The organism is Actinoplanes sp. NPDC051537, assembly GCF_055586105.1.
Map to the genome: position 1 here is coordinate 265,598 of NZ_JBVJIU010000005.1, position 21,063 is coordinate 286,660.

At 71.2% G+C, this 21,063-nt stretch carries 22 protein-coding genes; 13 read left to right on the forward strand and 9 right to left on the reverse strand.

The window, feature by feature from the left end; genetic code table 11:
- Positions 1-70 precede the first annotated feature (70 nt).
- The 7 genes from uraD (at position 71) to ACZ6TB_RS13810 (ending at position 7,902) form a co-directional block, all read left to right on the forward strand.
- On the forward strand, positions 71-577 hold the full coding sequence (gene uraD, locus ACZ6TB_RS13780; RefSeq protein ID WP_465554105.1) for a 2-oxo-4-hydroxy-4-carboxy-5-ureidoimidazoline decarboxylase: 507 nt from the start codon (positions 71-73) through the stop codon (positions 575-577).
- Positions 567-929, forward strand: coding sequence for a hydroxyisourate hydrolase (gene uraH, locus ACZ6TB_RS13785; RefSeq protein WP_465554107.1), 363 nt, complete (start codon positions 567-569; stop codon positions 927-929). Before uraD ends, uraH begins: the two co-directional genes overlap by 11 nt.
- A 1-nt stretch (position 930) precedes the next feature.
- On the forward strand, positions 931-1,791 hold the full coding sequence (gene pucL, locus ACZ6TB_RS13790) for a factor-independent urate hydroxylase (protein WP_465554109.1): 861 nt from the start codon (positions 931-933) through the stop codon (positions 1,789-1,791).
- On the forward strand, positions 1,788-3,134 hold the full coding sequence (locus ACZ6TB_RS13795; protein ID WP_465554111.1) for an 8-oxoguanine deaminase: 1,347 nt from the start codon (positions 1,788-1,790) through the stop codon (positions 3,132-3,134). The genes pucL and ACZ6TB_RS13795 overlap by 4 nt, the downstream gene beginning before the upstream one ends.
- Positions 3,135-3,296: 162 nt before the next feature.
- Positions 3,297-4,820 carry a DUF1996 domain-containing protein gene (locus ACZ6TB_RS13800; RefSeq protein ID WP_465554113.1) on the forward strand — a complete coding sequence of 508 codons (1,524 nt, stop codon included), beginning with the start codon at positions 3,297-3,299 and terminating at the stop codon, positions 4,818-4,820.
- A gap of 390 nt (positions 4,821-5,210) precedes the next feature.
- Positions 5,211-6,758, forward strand: coding sequence for a malate synthase A (aceB, locus tag ACZ6TB_RS13805; protein WP_465554115.1), 1,548 nt, complete (start codon positions 5,211-5,213; stop codon positions 6,756-6,758).
- Between the two features lie 4 nt (positions 6,759-6,762).
- On the forward strand, positions 6,763-7,902 hold the full coding sequence (locus tag ACZ6TB_RS13810; RefSeq protein WP_465554116.1) for a DUF6986 family protein: 1,140 nt from the start codon (positions 6,763-6,765) through the stop codon (positions 7,900-7,902).
- A gap of 195 nt (positions 7,903-8,097) precedes the next feature.
- Here the strand turns inward: ACZ6TB_RS13810 and ACZ6TB_RS13815 are convergent, their stop codons facing one another.
- The 5 genes from ACZ6TB_RS13815 to ACZ6TB_RS13835 all read right to left on the reverse strand — a co-directional run bounded on the left by ACZ6TB_RS13815 (position 8,098) and on the right by ACZ6TB_RS13835 (position 12,113).
- Entirely contained in the window at positions 8,098-9,879 is a 1,782-nt protein-coding gene (locus ACZ6TB_RS13815; RefSeq protein WP_465554118.1) for an ABC transporter permease, read from the reverse strand.
- Entirely contained in the window at positions 9,879-10,604 is a 726-nt protein-coding gene (locus ACZ6TB_RS13820) for an ABC transporter ATP-binding protein (RefSeq protein ID WP_465554120.1), read from the reverse strand. The genes ACZ6TB_RS13815 and ACZ6TB_RS13820 overlap by 1 nt, the downstream gene beginning before the upstream one ends.
- Complete coding sequence (locus ACZ6TB_RS13825; RefSeq protein ID WP_465554122.1) at positions 10,601-11,113, reverse strand: PadR family transcriptional regulator; 513 nt, start codon at positions 11,111-11,113, stop codon at positions 10,601-10,603. The genes ACZ6TB_RS13820 and ACZ6TB_RS13825 overlap by 4 nt, the downstream gene beginning before the upstream one ends.
- Positions 11,114-11,191: 78 nt before the next feature.
- Entirely contained in the window at positions 11,192-11,749 is a 558-nt protein-coding gene (locus ACZ6TB_RS13830) for an RICIN domain-containing protein (protein WP_465554125.1), read from the reverse strand.
- A gap of 97 nt (positions 11,750-11,846) precedes the next feature.
- Complete coding sequence (locus ACZ6TB_RS13835) at positions 11,847-12,113, reverse strand: helix-turn-helix domain-containing protein (RefSeq protein WP_465554127.1); 267 nt, start codon at positions 12,111-12,113, stop codon at positions 11,847-11,849.
- A 64-nt stretch (positions 12,114-12,177) separates the two neighbouring features.
- Here ACZ6TB_RS13835 and map point away from each other — a divergent pair, with 64 nt between their 5' ends.
- The gene (gene map / locus ACZ6TB_RS13840; RefSeq protein WP_465554129.1) at positions 12,178-12,993 is read left to right on the forward strand and encodes a type I methionyl aminopeptidase; all 816 of its coding nucleotides are present in this window, start codon (positions 12,178-12,180) and stop codon (positions 12,991-12,993) included.
- On the opposite strand, the gene ACZ6TB_RS13845 is transcribed toward map, so the two are convergent.
- The 3 genes from ACZ6TB_RS13845 to allB are packed head-to-tail and all read right to left on the reverse strand — an operon-like array spanning position 12,969 to position 16,276.
- The gene (locus ACZ6TB_RS13845) at positions 12,969-13,916 is read right to left on the reverse strand and encodes a DUF6454 family protein (RefSeq protein ID WP_465554131.1); all 948 of its coding nucleotides are present in this window, start codon (positions 13,914-13,916) and stop codon (positions 12,969-12,971) included. The genes map and ACZ6TB_RS13845 overlap by 25 nt on opposite strands.
- 57 nt (positions 13,917-13,973) lie before the next feature.
- A complete protein-coding gene (gene alc / locus ACZ6TB_RS13850; RefSeq protein WP_465554133.1) occupies positions 13,974-14,963 on the reverse strand; it encodes an allantoicase in 990 nt (329 codons plus the stop codon).
- A gap of 2 nt (positions 14,964-14,965) precedes the next feature.
- Positions 14,966-16,276, reverse strand: a complete 1,311-nt coding sequence (gene allB / locus ACZ6TB_RS13855) for an allantoinase AllB (protein ID WP_465554135.1) — start codon at positions 16,274-16,276, stop codon at positions 14,966-14,968.
- A 63-nt stretch (positions 16,277-16,339) separates the two neighbouring features.
- Between allB and ACZ6TB_RS13860 the strand changes: the two genes are divergently transcribed.
- The 5 genes from ACZ6TB_RS13860 to ACZ6TB_RS13880 are packed head-to-tail and all read left to right on the forward strand — an operon-like array spanning position 16,340 to position 20,184.
- On the forward strand, positions 16,340-16,726 hold the full coding sequence (locus ACZ6TB_RS13860; RefSeq protein ID WP_465554137.1) for a cupin domain-containing protein: 387 nt from the start codon (positions 16,340-16,342) through the stop codon (positions 16,724-16,726).
- Positions 16,723-17,904 (forward strand): phosphotransferase family protein, encoded by a 1,182-nt coding sequence (locus ACZ6TB_RS13865; RefSeq protein WP_465554139.1) that lies wholly within the window; start codon positions 16,723-16,725, stop codon positions 17,902-17,904. Before ACZ6TB_RS13860 ends, ACZ6TB_RS13865 begins: the two co-directional genes overlap by 4 nt.
- Positions 17,905-17,908: 4 nt before the next feature.
- Positions 17,909-19,051, forward strand: a complete 1,143-nt coding sequence (locus tag ACZ6TB_RS13870; RefSeq protein WP_465554140.1) for a protein-L-isoaspartate O-methyltransferase family protein — start codon at positions 17,909-17,911, stop codon at positions 19,049-19,051.
- Complete coding sequence (locus ACZ6TB_RS13875) at positions 19,048-19,575, forward strand: DUF6817 domain-containing protein (protein ID WP_465554142.1); 528 nt, start codon at positions 19,048-19,050, stop codon at positions 19,573-19,575. Before ACZ6TB_RS13870 ends, ACZ6TB_RS13875 begins: the two co-directional genes overlap by 4 nt.
- Positions 19,576-19,593: 18 nt before the next feature.
- Entirely contained in the window at positions 19,594-20,184 is a 591-nt protein-coding gene (locus tag ACZ6TB_RS13880) for an HAD family hydrolase (protein ID WP_465554144.1), read from the forward strand.
- A gap of 48 nt (positions 20,185-20,232) precedes the next feature.
- Here ACZ6TB_RS13880 and ACZ6TB_RS13885 read toward each other — a convergent pair whose 3' ends face one another.
- The gene (locus tag ACZ6TB_RS13885; protein WP_465554146.1) at positions 20,233-21,021 is read right to left on the reverse strand and encodes an AAC(3) family N-acetyltransferase; all 789 of its coding nucleotides are present in this window, start codon (positions 21,019-21,021) and stop codon (positions 20,233-20,235) included.
- Positions 21,022-21,063: the final 42 nt, after the last annotated feature.

The following is a 21,063-nucleotide window of genomic DNA, read 5'->3' on the forward strand; positions in this document are numbered from 1 at the left end:
AACGCGCCAAAGGACTGCATCGGCACGACCGGGCCTGCTTGACTGATCGACACCAGGAGGGGGTTGCCGGATGGACGCGGTCGAGGTCTTCAACTCGCTGCCCGCCGCTCGCCTCGAGCAAGATCTCCTAGCGTGCTGCGCCGCGCCGGGTTGGGGCGCCGCGATCACGGCGAAACGGCCCTATCGCGAGCGAGGGGAGATCGTCTCCGCGGGCGATGCCGCGGCCCGCGCCCTGAGCTGGGACGAGGTGCTGCTCGCCCTCTCCGCGCATCCGCGAATAGGCGAGCGCGCGGCCGGCGACTCGCAGGAGGCCGCCTGGTCGAGGCGCGAGCAGTCCGCGGCCGCCCGGAGTGCCGACGAGCCGACCAGAGCCGCGCTCTTCGACGCCAACCAGGCGTACGAGAAACGCTTCGGTCATGTGTTTTTGATCTTTGCCAGTGGGCGGACGCAGGAGGAGATCTTGGCCGAGGCGCGGGAGCGGCTGGCGAACGACGAGGACACCGAGCGGGTCATCGTCGCCGGCGAGCTGCGCAAGATCGCGCTGCTCCGGCTGGAGCGGGTGCTCGATGCCCTCTGACAACGGCACGGAGGCCGAGTTCCACGCCAAGATCTCGACGCACATCCTCGACACGGTGACCGGCGAACCGGCCCGCGACGTCTACGTGCGGCTCGAGCGGCGCGACGCCGACGGCTGGCGCATGATCGCCGAGGACCGCACCGACCAGGACGGACGGCTGCGCTACCGCGTGCCCATGCACGAGTGGCAGGCCGGCGGCTACCGGCTGTTCTTCTACGTGGAGCCCTACCTGGGCGACGAGGGCTTCTTCCCCGAGGTCACCGTCGCGTTCCACGTCCGCGACCCCGAGCGGCACTACCACGTGCCGCTCCTGCTCAGCCGCTATGGCTACACCACATACCGAGGGAGCTGACGTGGCGATCGTTCTCGGACCCAATCGTTACGGCAAGGCGGAGACGCGGCTGGTCCGCGTGGTCCGCGACGGCGACACGCACTCGCTGACCGACCTCAATGTCAGCGTGTCGCTGTCCGGCGATCTCGCCGCGACCCACCTGACCGGCGACAACTCGGGTGTGCTGCCGACCGACACCATGAAGAACACGGTGTACGCGTTCGCGAAGGAGCACGGCGTTGGCGAGCCCGAGGAGTTCGCGCTGCGGCTGGCTCGCCATTTCGTGACCACGCAGGGGCAGATCCGGGCGGCGCGGGTGACCATCGAGGCGTACGGCTGGGAGCGTCTCGGCCCGCATTCGTTCCGGAAACAGGGCGCCTGCACGCGGATCGCCTCGATCGTGGTGACGGCCGAGCAGGAGCAGGTCGTCTCCGGCGTCACGGGCCTGACCTTGATGAACACGACGGCGTCCGAGTTCCACGGGTACCCGAAGGATCGATACACGACCCTGCCCGAGACCCGCGACCGCATCCTCGCCACCGCCGTCGACGCCCGCTGGCGGCATCTGAGCGCCGGTGGCGACTGGGCCAAGTCGTTCGAGGGCGCGCTCGACGCCCTGGTCAACGCGTTCGTGAACACCTACAGCCACTCGCTGCAGCAGACCCTGTTCTCGATGGGCAGCCTCGCCCTGTCGCAGCGGCCCGAGATCGCCGAGATCCGGCTCACGCTGCCCAACAAACACCACTACCTGGTCGATCTGTCGGTCTTCAACCTGGAGAACGACAACGAGGTGTTCATCGCCGGCGATCGGCCCTACGGGTTGATCGAGGGCGCCGTGACCAGGGACGACGCGCCGCCGGCGGTCGCGGAGTGGTACCTGTGATCGTCATCGAGAACGCGGCGGTCGCCACGGTCGACGCCGAGGACACGTATCACGAGAACGGTCACGTGGTGGTGGGCGACAACGGCCGGATCGTGGCCGTCGGGGCGGGCCCGGCGCCGGAAATGTCCGGCCGAGCGGTCAACGGCGAGGGTTGCCTGATCACGCCCGGGCTCATCAACACGCACCACCACCTCTATCAGTGGGCGACCCGGGGCCTGGCCGTCAACGACACCCTCTTCGGCTGGCTCACGACGCTCTACCCGATCTGGGGCCGCCTCGACGCCGAGATCGTCGGCGCGGCGGCCGGCGCCGGGCTCGGCTGGCTCGCGCTCTCCGGCTGCACCACCACCATGGACCACCATTACGTCTTTCCCCGCGGCGGCGGCGACGTGCTCGCGGCCGAGATCGAGGCCGCGGCCGGCATCGGCGTGCGTTTCCACCCGGCCCGCGGCTCGATGGACCTGAGCCAGAAGGACGGCGGCCTGCCGCCCGACAACGTGGTGGAGGAGACCGACGAGGCGCTCGCCGCCACCGAGCGCGCGATCGACCGCTGGCACGACCCGGGACCAGACGCGATGCTGCAGATCGCGGTGGCGCCGTGCTCGCCGTTCTCGGTGACCGAGACATTGATGAGCGAGGCCGCGACGCTGGCCCGGCGCAAGGGCGTCCGCCTGCACACGCACCTCGCCGAGACCGACGACGAGGAAGACTTCTGCCGCGAGCGCTTCGGCCGCACCCCGGTGGAGTACGCGGAAAGCCTCGGCTGGCTCGGTGGCGACGTCTGGCTCGCGCACGGCGTCCACCTCGACGACCAGGCGATCGCGCGACTGGGCGCCACGGGCACCGGCGTCGCCCACTGCCCGAGCTCGAACGCGCGGCTCGGCGCCGGCATGGCCCGCGTCCGGGAGTTGCTCGATCACCGCGTCCCGGTCGGGCTCGGCGTCGACGGCGCGGCCTCGCAGGAGGCTTCCCACCTGGGCGGGGAGTTGCGGCAGGCGCTCTACACGGCCCGGCTCCGGGGCGGGCCGACGGCGTTGACGGCCCGGGAGTCGCTGCGGATGGCGACCATGGGCGGCGCGAAATGTCTCGGTCGCGAGGGGCACCTCGGCTCCCTCGAAGCGGGTAAGCTCGCCGATCTGGTGATGTGGCGGCTGGACGGCCTGGGCCACGACGGCATCGACGATCGTGTCGCGGCCCTCGTTCTCGGCCCGCCCGCGCCGGTTGAGCTGTCGCTCGTCGGCGGCCGGCCGATGGTCGAGCGCGGCGAGCTGGTGCACGCCGACGCGGCGACGCTGACCCGCGAGGCGCGACGGGCCCACGCCAAGATCTTAAAGAAGACTTAAGGTTCCGACTCCCAAAAAGCGTTATCGAAAAGGGAGATCACGTCTACCAGGAGGCTTCGGAAAAGCAATTCATAAGTCTTTCTCCACGCGTTGAATCATGGGTCTGAGCTGTGCATACTCTTTTCGATCCGACCCCACCGGTCAGCGAAAAGGTAGATATAAATGCGCAGCGATGCACAACACGTCGCCCCGGTCACCTCGCGCTCCCGGCGCCGCCGAACCGGCGTCATCCTCGCCTCGGCCGTCGCCGTGGCGGTCGGCGGCAGCGCCGTCTACATCGCCACCGCCGACGCGGCCGAGACCGTCGTGGCCGGCCGGCTTCAGGCCGAGGCGTACAACGCCCAGAACGGCGCCCGCACCGAGAAGACCTCCGACGCCGACGGTGGCCGCAACGTCGGCTGGCTCCGCGGCGGCGACTGGATGCGGTACGACAACGTGCAGATCGGCACGACCGTCACCGCCCGGATCGCCTCGAACAGCAGCGCGACCGGCGCGGTCGAGCTGCGCCTCGGCGCGCCGACCGGCACGCTGGTGGCGAGCTTCCCGGTGGCCGGCACCGGGGGCTGGCAGAAATGGGTCACCAAGACCGCGACCGTCAAGCAGCCGCCGGCCGCGAGGCAGACGCTGTTCGCAGTCATGAAAAGTCAGCAAAATTCGGACTTTGTCAATATCAATTGGTTCACGCTGAGCGCAACCCCAGCCGGCACCGGCCCGACAAATCCGACAAATCCGGGAAGCCCGACGGCGACGACCCCGGCCACCACGGCCACGGCGACAGCTACGGCCACCGCCACGGCCACGACAGCCGCCCCGACCACCCCCGCAACCGGCAACGGCTGGATCACCATCGACCAGGCGAAATGGGCCAAACAACTGGCCGACTTCAAGGCCATGCCCTTCCGCCCGATCACCAACAACCCGGTCCGGGTCTCGGAGTTCAACGCCTCCTGCACGGTCAGCCACGACAAAACCGACGATCCCATCGTCTTCCCGAACATGCCGGGCGCCTCGCACATGCACTCGTTCCTCGGCAACGACAGCACCGACGCGTCCACCACGACCGACACCCTGCTCACGAACACGGGTTCCAGCTGCAAGCCGCTCGAGGACCACTCCGCGTACTGGATCCCCACCCTCTACGAGAACGGCAAGCCGATCGAGCCGCACGGCGTGACCGTCTACTACGGATCTCGCCTGCCCGACCCGACCAAGACGGTCCCGTTCCCGCAGGGCTTCCGCATGATCGCCGGTGACGCGAAGCGCCAGATCGACACCCCCAAGGGCGCGAACGGCCAGTTCTGGTGCGCCGGCCAGGGCGGCGAGACCGGCCGGAGCTCGGACGGAAACTGGCCGGTCTGCGCCAAGACCGCCGAGCTCACGTTCCAGTTGACCTTCCCCGACTGCTGGGACGGCGTCCACCTCGACAGCCCCGACCACAAATCGCACGTGGGCCCGGCCGACTCCAAGGGCGTGTGCAGCGGCAAGTTCCCGGTAGCGATCCCGTCGATCTCCTTCGTGATCGGCTACCCGACCTCGGGCGCGGCCGCCGGCTTCAAGCTCAGCTCCGGCAACGCGAGCTCCATGCACGGCGACGCGTTCCTCGCCTGGAACGACGACGCCCTTGGCCACCGCGTCAAGGACTGCGTGGTCCAACACGCCAAGTGCAACACCGCCGGGACTTTTTAAACCATTTGCAGGTACGCCCCGCCCGGCTCACCAACCGCACCAACCGCCACCCCCGCCTACGGCGGCTGCCACCCGCGATCCCCGCGCGGAGCAGCCGCCGTAGCGCGCCTTCCGCGCAAGGCGAAACGCAAGGACCGCCGCGGTCAGCCCATAACCACCCGCTCGCGCCCGTCCTCCGTCCCGCTCGAGGCCTCCGTCCCGCCCGAGGCCTCCGTCCCGCCTGAAGCCTCCGTCCCGCCTGAAGCCTCCGTCCCGCCTGAAGCCTCCGTCCCGCCTGAAGCCTCCGCCACGCCCGAAGCCTCCGTCACGCGCCGAGGAGCGTGCAACGCTGACGACTCGGCCGGGCTCCACTACGGTACGAAGGAGCACCCCAACCGCAGGAGGCCGTCGATGACCGAGATCCTCAGCGATGACGCTGTGGCTTTTGTTGCCGCATTGAACCGGCGATTTCGGGGGCGTCGCAACGAGCTTCTGGCCGCACGCGCCGCCCGGCGGGCCGAGATAGCCGCCGGCAAGTCGCTCGACTTCCTGCCCGAGACGGCCGATATTCGCGCCGCCGAGTGGTCCGCGCCGGCCGCGCCCGAGGACCTGAAAGACCGCCGGGTGGAGATCACCGGTCCCACCGAGCGCAAGATGACCATCAATGCGCTGAACTCCGGCGCCAAGGTCTGGCTGGCCGACCTCGAGGACGCGAACACCCCGCACTGGGCCAATGTCATCGACGGCCAGCAGAACCTCCACGACGCGATCCGGCGCACGATCACGCTCGAGACCCCGCAGAAGAAGTACGAGCTCAGCGGCGGTCCCTACCCGACGATCGTGATGCGGCCGCGCGGCTGGCACCTGGACGAACGGCACCTCCCGGTGGACGGCGAGCCGGCCGTGGGCGCGCTCGTCGACTTCGGCCTCTACTTCTTCCACAACGCGGCCGAGCTCATCGACCGAGGCAGCGGCCCGTACTTCTATCTGCCGAAGATGGAATCGCACAAAGAGGCCGCCCTCTGGAACGACGTCTTCGATTTCGCCCAGGACGCCCTCGGCATTCCGCGGGGCACGATCCGGGCGACGGTGCTCATCGAGACCATCCCGGCGGCGTTCGAGATGGAGGAGATTCTGCACGCGTTGCGGCCGCACATCTCCGGGCTCAACGCCGGCCGCTGGGACTACCTGTTCAGCATCATCAAGTACTTCCGCGACAACCCGCAGATGATCCTGCCCGACCGGGCCTCGGTGACGATGACCGCGCCATTCATGCGCGCCTATACCGAGCTGCTGGTCTCGACGTGTCACCGCCGCGGCGCGTTCGCGATGGGCGGCATGGCGGCGTTCATTCCGAGCCGCCGCGACCCGCAGGTCAACGAGGTCGCCCTGGCCAAGGTCCGCGACGACAAGGAGCGCGAGGCCGGCGACGGCTTCGACGGCTCCTGGGTGGCCCACCCCGACCTCGTGCCGGTCTGCCAGGAGATCTTCGACCGGGTGCTCGGCGACAAACCCAACCAGCTCGACAAGCAGCGCCCCGACGTCACGGTGACCGCCGCCCAGCTGCTCGACGTGGCCGCGACACCGGGCGAGGTCACCGAGGAGGGCCTGCGCAACGACGTCTCGGTCGGCCTGCAGTACCTGGAGGCGTGGCTGCGCGGCAACGGCGCCGTCGGGATCAACAACCTCATGGAGGACGCGGCGACGGCGGAGATCTCACGCTCGCAGGTCTGGCAGTGGATCCACAATGACGTACGCCTGCCCGACGGCACCCCGATCACGTCCGAGCTCGTGAAGAAGATCGAGGACGAGGAGCTGGCCGCCATCCGGAAGTCCGTGGGCGACGAGGCCTGGGCGAGTTCCCGCTTCGACGACGCGCGCAAGCTGTTCGAGCGGGTCGCCCTCGCGGATGATTTCGCCGACTTCCTGACCACCGCGGCGTACGACTCGATCGACTGATTGCATGGGGTTGAGCGAGGAAGATTACGCGGAGTTCGACGTCCTGCTGGCCGGTCACGATGCGTTCCTGCGGAGTCGTTACCCGGGGGAGCGGCCCGGCCGGCAGCCGGTGCACACCGTGTACATTCCCGCCGACAAGGCCGGCGACTTCCGGGAATGGGGCGAACGGGCCGCCGGGTCGATGGCCGGCTTCCCGTGGCCCGAGCTCGCCGGCGATGTCGAACGCAAGCTCGCCCGCGAACCGATCGAGGACCTGCGCGTCGACTTCGAGGACGGCTACGGCGTGCGCTCCGACGACGAGGAGGACGCCGCGGTCCGGCGGGCCGCCGAGATCCTCCGGGCCGGGCCGCTGCCGCCGTTCGTCGGCATCCGGATCAAGTCGCTCGAGGCGGCCACCCGCCGGCGTTCCCTCCGCACGCTCGACCTGTTCCTCGAGTCCTATCAGGACACATTCGCGATCACGTTACCCAAGGTGAGCGGCGCGGATCAGGTGAGCGCGATGGTCACGCTCTGCGAAAAGCTCGAGAAGTCGTACGGGATGACGGCCGGCACCCTGCGTTTCGAGATCCAGGTGGAGCTGCCCGCCGCGGTGCTGGGCGCCGACGGCACGGCCACGGTCGCCCGGCTGATCACCGCGGCCGGTGGCCGGTGCATCGGCCTGCACTACGGCACCTACGACTACAGCGCCGCGGCCGGTGTCGCCGCCGCCTACCAGTCGATGGAGCACCCGGCCGCCGACTACGCGAAGGCCGCCATGCAGGCCGCCGCCGCGCAGACCGGCGTGCGGCTCTCCGACGGCTCGACCAACATCCTGCCGGTCGGCTCGCCCGCCGACGTCCGGGCCGCGTGGCAGCTGCACTACCGCCTGGTGCGCCGATCCCTGGAACGCGGCTTCTACCAGGGCTGGGACCTGCACCCGGCCCAGCTGCCCACCCGCTACGCGGCGACCTACGCCTTCTTCCGGGAGGGTCGCGACGCCGCCGTCGAGCGTCTGCACCGCTACCTGGCCCGCCAGGAGTCCGGCATCGCGGATGAGCCGGCCACCGCCCGCGCGCTGGCCGGCTACCTGCTGCGCGGCCTGGACTGCGGCGCCCTCACCGACGCCGGCCTCCCGCGAAGCGACTTGCTCGAGCTGACCCGATAGGCCGGGTCGCGGCGGACCTCCGCCGGCCGCGAGCAACGGCCCCGGAAAGGCGCCGGCCGGTCGACCAGCGTGCCGGCCGGTCGACCAGCGTGCCGGCCGGTCGACCAGCGTGTCGGCCGGTCGACCAGCGTGCCGGCCGGTCGACCAGCGTGCCGGCCGACCGGCGCGGTGGCCGGCACGAGCGTGACCGACGCGCTAACCCGACAGCGCGGCGCTCACCGGCCGGCGGCCGCCGAGGCGGGCCGGGATCGCGGTCAGCGCCGCGACCGCCAGCACGATCGCCACCACGACCGCGAGCAACTGCCAGAGGGCCGGCCGCGCGGCCCGCGACCCGTCACCCCCGGTGATGCCCATGATCGCCTGGAACAGGACGAACCCGGCCGGGATGCCGAGCAGCGCGCCGGCCAGCGCGGGGAGCACCTGGGCGAACGCCAGCGCCGAGCTCATCGCGGCCGGGGTCGCGCCCAGCGCGCGGGCCAGCGCCGAACCGTGCCGGTTGTCGACCGCGGTGGCCCAGGCGATCACCACGGCGTTCACGGCGGCCAGCGTGAGCAGGATGACCGTCCAGACCGCGAGCACGTGCCGCAGGACCGCCACCTGCGCGGGGGCGTACCCGCCGGTGAAGTTCTGCGCGGAGAGGAATCCGTCGAGCACCAGCAGCACGTAGATGCCGCTGACCGTCACCGCGATGCTGACCACGGCCAGCACGATCCGGCGCGGGCGCCGGGCCGCGACCCGCAGGGCGAGCAGCAGCGGGACCGGCAGCCGCGCCGACAGTGTGATCAGCCAGCCGACCCGGCGCGGCGGCCGGGCGGCGTCGGACAGCGCGCGAACCGTGCTGGAACGGGCGGCGCGCGGGGCGGGCACCAGCGTCGCCGCGACCGCGACGCCGATGGCGACCGCGAACACCAGGCCGATCGTCGAGGCGGACAGGGCCGGCGGCCGTACGGCGCCGACCAGACCGGCCGATCGTTCGGTCAGCAGGGGCGCGGTGAGTGTGCCGACCGCCAGGCCGCCGATCGCCGCCACGACGGCCACCAGCACGTACTCGGCCAGCAGCACGGCCGCGACCAGCCCGGGAGTGCCACCGACCGCCTTGAGCAGCCCGACCCGCCGGGTCTGGTCCGCGATCCGGCCGCCGACCAGCACGGACAGGCTCGCGACGGCGAGCAGCCCGAGCAGCCAGGCGCCGATCAGCAACAGGATCTGCGAATCGCGGGCGACCTCGGTGGCGTCGGCCTCGATGTTCTGCCAGCTCTCCATCATCACGCCGCGGTCCCGGGCGGCGAATGCCCCGGCCGCCGTCGGATCGGCAAGCTTCAAGCTCATCGCGTACGCGCGGGAACTGCTCGAAAGCGCGAGGGAATCCGCCCGGGTGAGCCAGACGAGTCCCGGATTGTGCAGCACGCCCGGCGGGAGGTCCGGCGCCGGGCCGACCGCGCACGGGAAATAGCAGGCGGCGTGGGGATAGGGCGGCGCGCCGGCCGTGACCGCGAGCCCGGCCACGACGAACGACCGGTCGTTCAGATCGACGCGATCGCCGACGCCCACGCCGAGCGCCCCGGCGAAGGCCGATTCGAGCACGACGCCGCCGTCCCGCACCCAGTCGCCGCGCACCACGCGGGGCTGATCGACCGAGGTGGGCGCCGCGTCGCGCCCCACCGCCTGCACGTCCGAGGTCCGGCCGGCCGCCTCGATCTTCGCGGCCGCCACCGGGAACGGCCCGCTGTGGTCGACGACGCCCGGCTCATCGGCGAGCTTGGCGACGTCGGGCCGGGCGGAGGACGCGATCACGTCCGGGCCACGGGTCGCGGCGCGCGTGCTCTGAAAAGGATCACGCGCCGCATCGCGCAGCACGAGCCCGAGCGTCAGCGTGGTGGTCGCGGCCATGACGGCGAGGAGCAGCAGGACCGCCTCGGTGCGGCGACGGCCCAGATCCCGTACGGCGAGACGCCCGACCAGCAGCAGCCGGCCCATCAGAGAGGTCCCAGCAGCGCCCCGAGCTGCCCGGTGGTGCCGCCGGTCAGCCGGGTCTCGTCCACGAACGCGCCGTCCCGCATCGAGATCATCCGGTCGGCGGTGGCCGCGATCCGCGCGTCGTGGGTGACGATCACCAGCGTCTGACCGGCGTCGTGCAGCCCGTCGAAGAGCTGGAGCACGTCGAGCGTGGCGGCACTGTCCAGATTGCCGGTCGGCTCGTCGGCCAGCACCACCGCCGGCTCGTTGGCCAGGGCCCGCGCCACCGCGACCCGCTGCCGTTGACCGCCGGAGAGCGCGGACGGCAGGAACCGTGCCCGGCCGGCCAGCCCGACCCGGTCCAGCAGCTCGGCGGCCCGGCGCCGGGCGGCCCGCGGCGAGCGCCCGGCCAGCAGCGCCGGCAGCTCGACGTTCTCGACCGCGGTCAGCTCCTCCATGAGATGGAAGGACTGGAAGACGAAGCCGATCTCGGTGCGCCGCATCCGGGCCAGCGCCTTCTCGCCGATGTCGTCGACCCGCCGCCCGTTCAGCGACACCTCGCCGGCCGAGGGACGGTCGAGGCCGCCGAGCAGGTGCAGCAGCGTGGACTTCCCGCAGCCGCTCGGCCCCATGATCGCGACCGTCTCGCCGGCCGCCACGTCGAGATCCACCTCGTCCACGGCGCGCACGAGCCCCGTACCCCGGCCGTATTCCTTTCGCACCCCGCGGGCCCGCAGCACGCTCACGTCGCGCTCCGCCGATGGATCCAGCTCTTCTCGCAGGCCTCGAGCCAGCGCAGGTCGGCCTGCAACCGCAGCACGACCCCCTCCAGCAGCAGTGCCGCGTCGGAGTTCGCGGGTTCGGCCAGGGCGGCCCGCTGGGCGTCGCGCAGCCGGCGCAGCAGCTCACGCCGCTGGGCGTCGACGATCGTGATCGGATCGGCCAGACCCGAGGTGGCGGCCGCGATCAGTTTGAGGTGGAACTCGGCGAGGTCGGGCCGGGGCCAGCTCACCTCGGTGATCCACTCGGCGACCCGCTGCTGCCCGTCGGCCGTCAGCGCGTAGACCTTCTTGTCCGACTGGACACCCTCGACGGTGAGCAGACCGGCCTTTTCCAAACGGGTCAGCGTCACGTAGACCTGCCCGTCGTTCATCGCGTCGCCGAGCGGTCCGAGCGCGTCCCGCAGCCGGGCGCGCAGCTGATAACCGTGCGAGGGCTCCTTGGCCAGCAGGGCCAGGAGGACTTCCTGCCGCATGACACCTCCGAGGGCTAACCGTTAGCTGAACCCTCTAACGGTTAGCCCTCGCTGTCAAGCCCGATCAAACCTGGTGCATCACGGGTAGAAGCGGTTCGCGAACCACCACTGGTCGTCGTACTCGGGGTGGCACGGATACTGGATCAGCTGGACGCCGTCGTTGGTGTTGCCACCCGGCACGGCTAGGCACATCCCGCTGTTGCGGTTGGCCAGCATCCAGCCGGCGTGACCGGCGCGGGACCGGAAATCCCATTGCTGGTCGAAGAGCGAGGATGTCAGGTCGTACTGGATCGCGCCCGCCCCGGCGTCCTTGCGGCCGTTGGGAATCGCCACCGCTTTGCCGGATTTGTCGTTCTGGATGTTCCAGTAGCCGGCCGCGTTCTGCCAGAGCACCCATGACTGGTCGGTGATCGGCCGGGTGGCGTCGGGTGTGTTGAGGAAGTGGTACTGGATGATCTTGGCGCCGTTCTGCGTCTGACCGCCGTTCACCGCCATGCGTTTGCCGGTCGAGTAATTCCAGAGCTCGAAGTAGCCGCCGTTCGCGAGGGCGTCATCGGCCTGTGCCGGCGCCTGCACGGCGAGAGTGGCGAGAAGGACGGCGACGGAGCTCATGCCGAGCATGCGTCTGATGCGCATATGGCCTCCACTGTGGACTCGTCAGGCCATCTAAGGCTCGCCACCCAAAAGTGTCAAGACCTTCACTTTCCGTTAATCGGCCGGCGCCGGTCGAGGCCTATGAAGCCTGGCGTTCGGGCATCTCGGCCAGCCACACCTCGGCCAGGTCGGCGAGGGGCACCTCGAGGGCCTGGCTGAGGCCGACCACGGTGCCGAACGCGGGCGCCGGCAGGCGGCCCGCCTCGATCTTGCGGAGCGTCTCGGGGGAGATGCCGGCCGCCAGCGCCACCTCGACGAGACTGCGGCCGGCCCGCGCGGCCCGGAGCGCGACCCCGAGGCGCTGCCCGGCGGCGATCTGTTCGGCGGTGAGCGGCTGGCGAACCATGCCCCGCAGGATAGCCCCACAACGACGTGGTATAAAAATACCGCATCGGGAGAGGGAGGCTGTCGTGATCGAGCTCAAGTCCGCCGACGAGATCGACCGGATGGCGGTGGCCGGCCAGTTCGTCGGCGAGTTGCTCGCCGAGCTGAGCGGCGTGGCCGCGGTCGGGGTCAATCTGCTGGACATCGAGCACCACGCCCGGCGCCGGATCGCCGAGCGCGGCGCCGAGTCCTGCTACTGGGACTACGCCCCCTCGTTCGGCCGCGGCCCGTTCCGCAACGTGCTGTGCCTGTCGGTCAACGACGCGGTGCTGCACGGCCTGCCGCACGACTACGTCCTGCGCGACGGCGACCTGCTCAGCATCGACATGGCGGTCGGCATCGACGGCTGGAACGCCGATTCCGCGCTCTCCTTCGTCGTCGGCACGCCCGACCCGGCCGACCTCAAGCTGATCGAGGCCACCGAGGTCGCTCTCGAGGCCGGCATCGCCGCCGCCCGGCCCGGCGGCCGCATCGGCGACATCTCGGCCGCGATCGGCGAGGTCGCCCACTCCTACGGCTACGGCGTCAACGGCGAGTTCGGCGGCCACGGCATCGGCCGCACCATGCACGAGGCGCCGCACGTCGCCAACAGCGGCCGCGCCCGCCGCGGCATGCGGCTCGACCCGGGACTCACGATCGCCATCGAGCCCTGGTTCTGCCGCACCACCGACAAGATCAGGTTCGATCCGGACGGCTGGACGATCCGCTCCGCCGACGGCTCCCGCACCGCGCACTCCGAGCACACGATCGCGATCACCCCGGCCGGCCCGCGGGTGCTGACCGGTCGCCCCGCCCCGGTCAGCACCGGGCGACCGGACTATTCGGACGACCGGAACTCGTAGATCTGCGTACCGGCGACCTCTTCACCGTTGTCGGGCGCGGCCCACATGGTGAGCGACTTTCCGTGCGCCTCGAACTTCAGCGGGTTCCGGGTCATCACGTGGCCCGCGGCCGACCATTGCTGGAACGGGAACTCATTGACGATGGTGCGCCGATGGAGGTCGATGAGCGTGACGCCGCCGAGCTCGTAGGAGCCGGCGACACCCGGCGCCTGCGGCAGACCGGTGATCCCGCCGCACGCCATTTTCCCGTACGGCAGATATTGGCAGTCCTGGAAGTCGAGGACGTTGGTGGGATTGGCCCACCTGGCCAGCCGGCGGCCGTCCGGCGCCCACTCGTAGAACGTGCGCGAACCCCAGCTGTTGCCGACCAGCCGCCCCCGGGTCGGGTCGAAGACGATGCCGCCGATGTGGTCGCCGACGCCGAAGAGGCGCGTTACCCGCAGCGTACGGATGTCGATGCGATAGATGTCGGCGGAACTGTTCGGCCGGTACTGCGCGACCGGCACCCAGAGGCTGTTCCCGCTGAGGTCGATGCCGCCCGGGTGATACACGATGTCGTGGCCGAGAACGACGTCCTTGATGAGCTTCCCGGTCGCCCGCTCGATGACGAAGAGGTGGCCCACGCCCTTTCCGGGCGTCCGGTCGTAGCCGTCGACCGGCACCGGGTATTTGACGGTCGGCTCGATGATCTCGGTCGAGCTCAGATAGAAGCGATCGGCCGTCACGACCAGGCCCTCGGGGTGGAAGGTCGGGAAGTTCAGCTTGAGGGCCGAGACCGGCGTCCAGGTCGTCGATCGGGTGACGGCCCGCAGATTCGTGGCCACCGCCGCGTCGCGCGGAGTGGCGTTCGCGGCGCGCGGAGTGGTGCTCGCGGCGGGCAGAAGCAGGATTGCCGCGGCAGCGAGTACTGGCATGAGCTTCATGCCTGCAGTATGGACGCCGGTGGATGTGTCGGCCCTTAACGGCGATCGAACAGCGGCTCAGCGGCTCTCGACATGCCGGCGGAACTTCTCCTCGAGGAAATGGCGGTCGGGCCGGCCGACGACCCGCAGCCGGGCCATTCCGCCGTCCGGATAGATGTCGAGCCGCACCCGGTCGGCCGGCCCCTCGGGCTGCACGGCGAACCGGTGCGGGGTGTCCGGCGTGAGCGCGACCCGCGGCAGCACGTCGAACCACGGCCCGGCGTCGAGTGAGCCGCGCACCGAGGCGGCGCCGGGCGCGTTGCCCTTGAAATGGCTGGTGTCGAGGTCGACGAAGGCGATCTCGGTCGGCGCCGCGAGCGTGACCTCGGCCCACTCGTTGCCGTCGGCGCGGCGGCGGGCCGTCTCCCAGCCGTCGCCCATGTGCTGCGCGAGGCCGGGCATCAGCATGTTGTGCGGGCGGCCGAAGAACATGTTCGAGCAGCCGGAGATCTGCCCGCCGTGGGCGAGCGCGGCCACGTCGACGACCTCGGGCAGCAGCGACGGGTCGGGCACCACCTCGCCGTGCACGCGCAGCCGGGCCACGCCGCCGTCCGGATAGATCGTCAGGCGCACGTGGGTGAAGCGGCGGCGGTCGCCGACGGGGAACAGGTTACGCGTGTCGCCGTCGAGCGGGGACCTCGGCACGAGCGGCACCCAGTCGGCGGCCTCCAGCGCGGCCGGCGTGGGGTAGCCGTCGACGGCGAGGGCGTCGACCGATGCGTGCGTGGGGTAGTTGCCCACGAAGAACGCTGTGTCGATGTCGACGCCCCGGATCACGCCGGGCGCCCCCAGCCGTACGATCGCCGTGTCCTGCCCGGCCGAACGCCGGCGCCGGGTCTCCCAGCCGTCGTAGACCTGGCCCTTCTGGTCGAAGGTCCGTGGCGTGAAGGTCGGCGCCGAGGCCAGGACCAGGTGGTCGGCCGCCGCGAAGAACTCGTCGTTGGCGAAGACGACGCCGCCGCCGAGCGCGCGCGACGCGAGGTCGGGCCAGGTGGTGAACTCTTCCACGATCAGACCTCCCGGGTCAGAAAACGGCCGCCGGCTGCGTCGGTGGTCACGGTGCGTCCGCGCAGCCAGGTCGTGCGGACTACTCCGTGCAACTTCCTTCCCGCGTACGGGGTGACCGGGTTCTTGTGGTGCAGACGGCTCGCGTCGACGACGAACGTCTCCTCGGGGTCGAACGCGACGAGGTCGGCATCGGCCCCCGGCTCGATCCGGCCCTTCCGCGACAGCCCGGCCAGCCCGGCGGGGCGCCGCGCCATCCAGTCCACCACGTCGGCAAGCGCGTAACCACGGTCGCGGGCCGCCGTCCAGATCACCGGCAGGCCCAGCTGCACCGACGCGATGCCGCCCCAGGCCGCCGCGAAGTCGCCGGTGTCCCGCCGTTTCAGCTCGGGCGTGCAGGGCGAGTGGTCGCTCACCACGCACGTGATCAGCCCGTCGGCGAGCGCCCGCCAGAGCCGGTCGGCGTTGGCGGCGTCCCGGATCGGGGGGCAGCACTTGAACTCGGTCGCGCCGTCGGGAATGCGGTCCGCGTCCAGGGTCAGATAATGCGGGCAGGTCTCGGCGGTGACGCGTACGCCCGCCGCTTTTGCCTCGGCGATGAGCGGAAGCGCGCCGGCCGCCGAGAGATGCAGGATGTGCAGGCGCGAATGGGTTTCCCGGGCCGCGTCGATCGCCGTGGCGATCGCCGCGCTCTCCGCCGCCGGGGGACGCGAGGCGAGAAAGTCGGCATAGGCGGCGGACGATGCCGCGTCGTGCAGGTGGCCGGGGTCCTCGGCGTGCACCACGAACAGCGCGCCGACCGTTCTCATCGCCGTTCTCAGCTCGGCCGCGGAGACCGGCGGGAACTCGGGCACGCCCGAATCGGCGAGGAACGCCTTGAAGCCGAAGACGCCGGCCGCGTGCAATGCCGGAAGCGCCGCCGCGTTGCCCGGAATCGCGCCGCCCCAGAATCCGACGTCGACGTGGATCTGCCCGTTCGCGGCCGCCTGCTTCACCCGCAACGCCTCGACGTCGACGGTCGGCGGCAGGCTGTTCAGCGGCATGTCGATCATCGTGGTGACCCCGCCCGCCGCGGCCGCCTTCGTCGCGCTGGCAAAGCCCTCCCATTCGGTGCGACCGGGCTCGTTGACGTGCACATGCGTGTCCACCAGTCCCGGCAGCAACGCGGTGTCACCGAGGTCGATCTGCGCGGCGGCGTCGATGGTCGCGTCGTAGTTCTCGACCGCGGCGATTCTTTCGCCGTCGACCACGACGGCCGCCGGGCGTTCCCGGTCACCGGCGACCACGCGGCGGGAGCGGATGACGAGATCGGCCATGACTCCGACCCTAGACGCCATTCGGGACCGGCAGATCTCTTCCGCCGTGGCAGGCTTGCGCACATGGATCAGCCCGTGAACCTGACGTCGGCATTGGCCTCCTTCGACGAGGTCTACAGCCCGCGAATCGTGACCCGGATGAACGACTACGACGTGCGGATCGCGCACACCCGCGGCGAGCACCTGTGGCACGTGCACGAGAACACCGACGAGTTCTTCCTGGTGCTGGACGGCCAGTTCGACATCGCGCTGCGCGACCCGGCCGAGCGGACGGTCACCCTGCAGAAGGGGGACGTCTTCGTCGTGCCCAAGGGCATCGAGCACAAGCCGTCCTCGCCGGGCGGCGCGATCCTGATGTTCGAGCCGACCGGCACGGCGACCACCGGCGACCGGCACGAGGGCGAGATCCCGGCCCACGTCGACTCGACCGTGGGGCACGAGCTCGCGTGATCCGTACGGTGACCGTGGTTCTTGTCTCCCCGGCGGGGGAGGTGCTCGGCGCATTGCCGCCGCGGGCCGTCTCCACCCCGTGGTGGCAGGAGGTGAGCGAGTTCGCCTCGCCGTCCTGCCAGATCCTGCGGCTCGTCGGCGGGGACCGGCCGGCCCCACCCGGCGGGAACGTCACCTACCTCGCCGAGTGGTCCGCGGCCGTCTTGCCGCGCGCCGAGCTTTCGCCGCCCGTCTCGCCGCGTCCCGATCTCGCGGCGCATCCGTTGCGGGCGCCCTACGCCGAGGTGGGCGGCCCGGCCGCGTCGCTGGCGTGGGCATTCGGCGCGATAAATGCCGCGAAGGCCCACCAGAAGCGGACGTGGAACCTCTCGGCCATCTGGCGGCTCGACGACGCCGGCGACCGCCCGATCGCCTGGCTCAAGCAGGTCCCGTCGTTCTTCGCGCACGAGCCGGCGGCCATCCGCCTGGTCGCGGCCCTCGCCCCCGATCTGGTCCCGACGCTGCTGGCCGACGGCGAGCAGGGCCGGATGCTCCTCGGCCACATCGAGGGCGCCGACGGCTACGGCGCCTCCGCCGACCTGTGCGCCCGGATCGCCTCGGCATTCCATCCGATTCAGGTGGAGCTGGCGCTTGACTCTCCCCCTGGGGGAGACCCCAGGCTGAACGCGATCCCGGACGGGAGCATCGATCCACAACGGATCGCCCGCCTCGCGGAGCCGTTTCTTGACGAGATAAAAGGCTTGGGAGCGTTGGTCGACGGCTTGCCGGCACGGCTCGCCGCGGTCGAGGAGTGCGGGTTGCCCGACACCCTCGTCCACGGCGACCTGCACCCCGGCAACGTGCGCACCGACGATTCCGGCCGTCTGACCATCATGGACTGGGGCGACTGCGTGGTCGGCAACCCGGCGTTCGACATCCTGCGGATGACCGAGAGGCTCGAGGCCCCCGAGCCGGTGCTGCGTGCGTGGGCGCGGCGGTGGGAGCGAGACCGGCCCGGCAGCGATCCGGCGCGGGCGGCCGAACTGCTGCGCCCGGTCGCCCAGTTGCGCGCGGCCGCCACCTATGCGGGATTTCTCGACGCGATCGAGCCATCGGAGTGGCCCTATCACGCGGCGGACGTTCCGGCGTGCCTCGCGGCGGCCGTCTCCGCCTCTATCGTGGATCCGCCTCTATCGTGAAGGAGTGACGGACCCGCGCCGGAACTACCTCGATCAGATCCTGCACAGCGGCGTCTCGCTCCCGCCGGAGCTGGCCGCGGCGTTCGCGACCGTGCCACGGGAGGCCTTCGTGCCCGAGGGGTTCCAGCGTCGCGACGGCACCTGGGTGCACCCGGCCGACCCCGACTTCCTGCAGACCGTCTACCACGACGACGTGCTGATCACGAAGGTCGACGGCAAGGTGCCGATCAGTTCGTCCAGCCAGCCGTCGCTGATGGCGATCATGATCATGGCGTTGGGGGTCACGCCGGGCGTCCGGGTGCTCGAGATCGGCGCGGGCACCGGGTACAACGCCGCCCTGCTCGCTTCGCTCGGTGCGACGGTGACGAGCATCGACGTGCAGGAAGACGTGGCGGACCGGGCACGCTCGGCGCTGGCCCGGGCGGGAGCAGCGGGCGTACGCGTGGAGCACGCCGACGGTTATGCCGGGTGGCCGGGGGAGCGGTTCGACCGGGTGATCGTCACCGTCGGGGTGGGCGGCCTGTCCCCGCGCTGGCTCGAGCAGCTCGACCCCGGCGGCCTGGTGATCGCCCCGGTGAAGCAGGCCGGCACGCACCCGGTCCTCGCCGTCGCCGACCCGTCCGACGCCCGGGTGGTGTGCGCGTCCGGATTCATGGCCGCGTCCGGACCGCTCAACGCCGACCATCCGTACGCGTTCCCGCCCCCCGCCCCCGCCGGCGCGCTGGCCGACCTGGTGCAGGCCGCCCCGCCCCGCTTCGACCCACCCCTGACCGAGATCGCCTACCGCGACCTCTGGTTCGCCGCCGGGGCCTGGTCGCACCGCACCAGCCACACCGTCCTGCCCGGCGGCGCCGCCCCGCCCGGCCGAACTATTCCGCCCGGCCAAACCGTCGCCCCCGGCCGCGATCAGAGCTGCCTGGCCCTGCTCGACGAGCCCCGCACCGGCGGCGCCGTGATCCTCCCCGACGGCGCCGTCCTGGCCGGCGGCCCCGCCGCCCTCCGCTACGGCGCCATGGCCGTGGAGATCCTCGACCGCTGGACCGCGGCCGGCCGCCCACCCATGCAGGCCTGGCGGGTCGGCCTGACCCTCACCGGCGACGACAGGTCCCCGATCTGGGCCCCGCACACCTGGGAGCTACGCCCATGACCGACGCCGTTCTCTCCTGGCTCCGCGACCGGGGCGCCGAGTCGATCCCGCACGCCGGCGGGTCGCTCTACGAGCACCTGGGCCGGGTCGCCGACCGCCTGGCCGGCCACGGCGCCGCACCGGCCCTGCGGCTGGCCGCGCTCACCCACGCCGCCTACGGCACCGACGGCTTCGCGACCTCGCTGCTCGACGTCGCCCGGCGGGCCGAGCTGCGGGCACTGATCGGCGACGAGGCCGAGGAGCACGTCTACCGCTACGGCGGCTGCGACCGCGGCCGCACCTGGCGGGCGCTGCCCTCGTCCGGGCTGATCTGGAGCCGCTTCACCGGCCACAGCGAGGCGCCCACGGTCGACGAGCTCCGGGCGTTCGCCGACCTGAGCATCGTCAACGAGCTCGACGTCTACGAGCGCTCGCCCGAGATCGCCGAGAAGGCCGGCGACTACTTCCGCTCGGTGTTCCCGACCTGGTCGCCCCTGGCGTCGGAATCCGTCCTCGCCGACGCCCGTGACGTGCTCAAACTTTGATCACGTAACCTGCGATACGTGCGGCTACCCCTCCCCGACGGCGACTTCAAGGCCTACCTCTTCGACTGCGACGGCACCATCACCGACTCGATGCCGGCCCACTACCGAGCCTGGACGGCCGCGCTGGCCGAGTGGAACTGCGACTTCCCCGAGGCCCTCTTCTACGACTGGGGCGGCCGCCCGGTAGTGGAGATCATCGAAGACCTGAACCAGCGCCACGGCCTGGCCATGCCGGTGGCCGCGGTCGCCGCCCGCCAGGAGGCCCTGTTCAAGGCCGGCCTGCCCGAGATGCAGGCGGTCCCCGGCGTGCTGGCCCACATCCAGGAATCCTTCGAGCGCGTGCCGTTCGCCGTGGTCTCCGGCAGCACCCGCGATTCGGTCATCGCCTCCCTGACCGCCCTGGGCCTGCAGAACCACTTCCCGGTGATGGTCTGCGCCGGCGACTACGCGAGGCCGAAGCCCGACCCCGAGGCCTACCTGATGGCCGCCCGCCTGCTCGACGTGGCGCCCGCCGACTGCCTGGTCTTCGAAGACACCGTCCTGGGGGTCCAGGCCGCAACCGCCGCCGGCATGGCATCGGTGCGCGTGCCCCCACCCTGGCTGCGCTGACCCGCACCTAGCCGTATCCGGCGTGTCGGGCTCGATCGGCGTGAGACTTCACCGGCGGTGGGTGCGCATCCACTCCGTGGCGAAGTCGACCAACTCGACCTGGGGCATCAACCGGGCCTCGGCATCGCCGACCCGTCCGACGGTCACCGTTCCGGTCGCCTCGAAGGCCTTGCCGATTTCGGAAAAGTCGGAAGTGTCGGTGTCGGGGGCGGTCCAGGTGATCCAGCGGGCCGACCCGTCGGGCTGGCGGACGGCGGCGCCGAAGTCGATGCGTGGGGGATTCGGCTGGCGGTACTCGGCCAGGTGCAGGGACGTGTTGCGGTCGTGCCCGCAGCCGATCAGCAGCACCTTCCCGCGCTCGCGATAGACCGCACCGAGCGGCGACGCCTCGCCCAGCCCGTCGTCGAGCCGATGGTCGGCCACCACCGCGGCCGCCTTCGCGCCCAGCGCCGCGAACGACACCTCGGGGTGCGAGCTGCGCAGCGCGCCGGGCCAGGTGCGCAGGATCTCCGGCAGCACCCCGACCCACCAGCTGGGCGTCCGCGCCGGATCGAAACCGGGGCTCTGCTCCCGGATCACCGGCCACCACTCGGACGGCACCGGCGGATTGTGCCAACCGGCCGGATCCGAGTTGTACGACGTGTGCGTCGGCACCACCACCGTCCCGCCGGTCCCGACCACGTCGACCAGCGCCTGCACCACGCCCTGTGCCATCCCGGCGACGAACCCGATCGCCCGCACCGAGGAATGCACCATCACGACATCGCCGGCCGCCAGCCCGAGGTCTCGAAGATCCTCGGCCAGCGACGCCACGGTATGCGGCAGTCTCTGCGTCACCGCGCCAGTATGGACGGACGGCGGATCCGGCGCGTCCGGGTT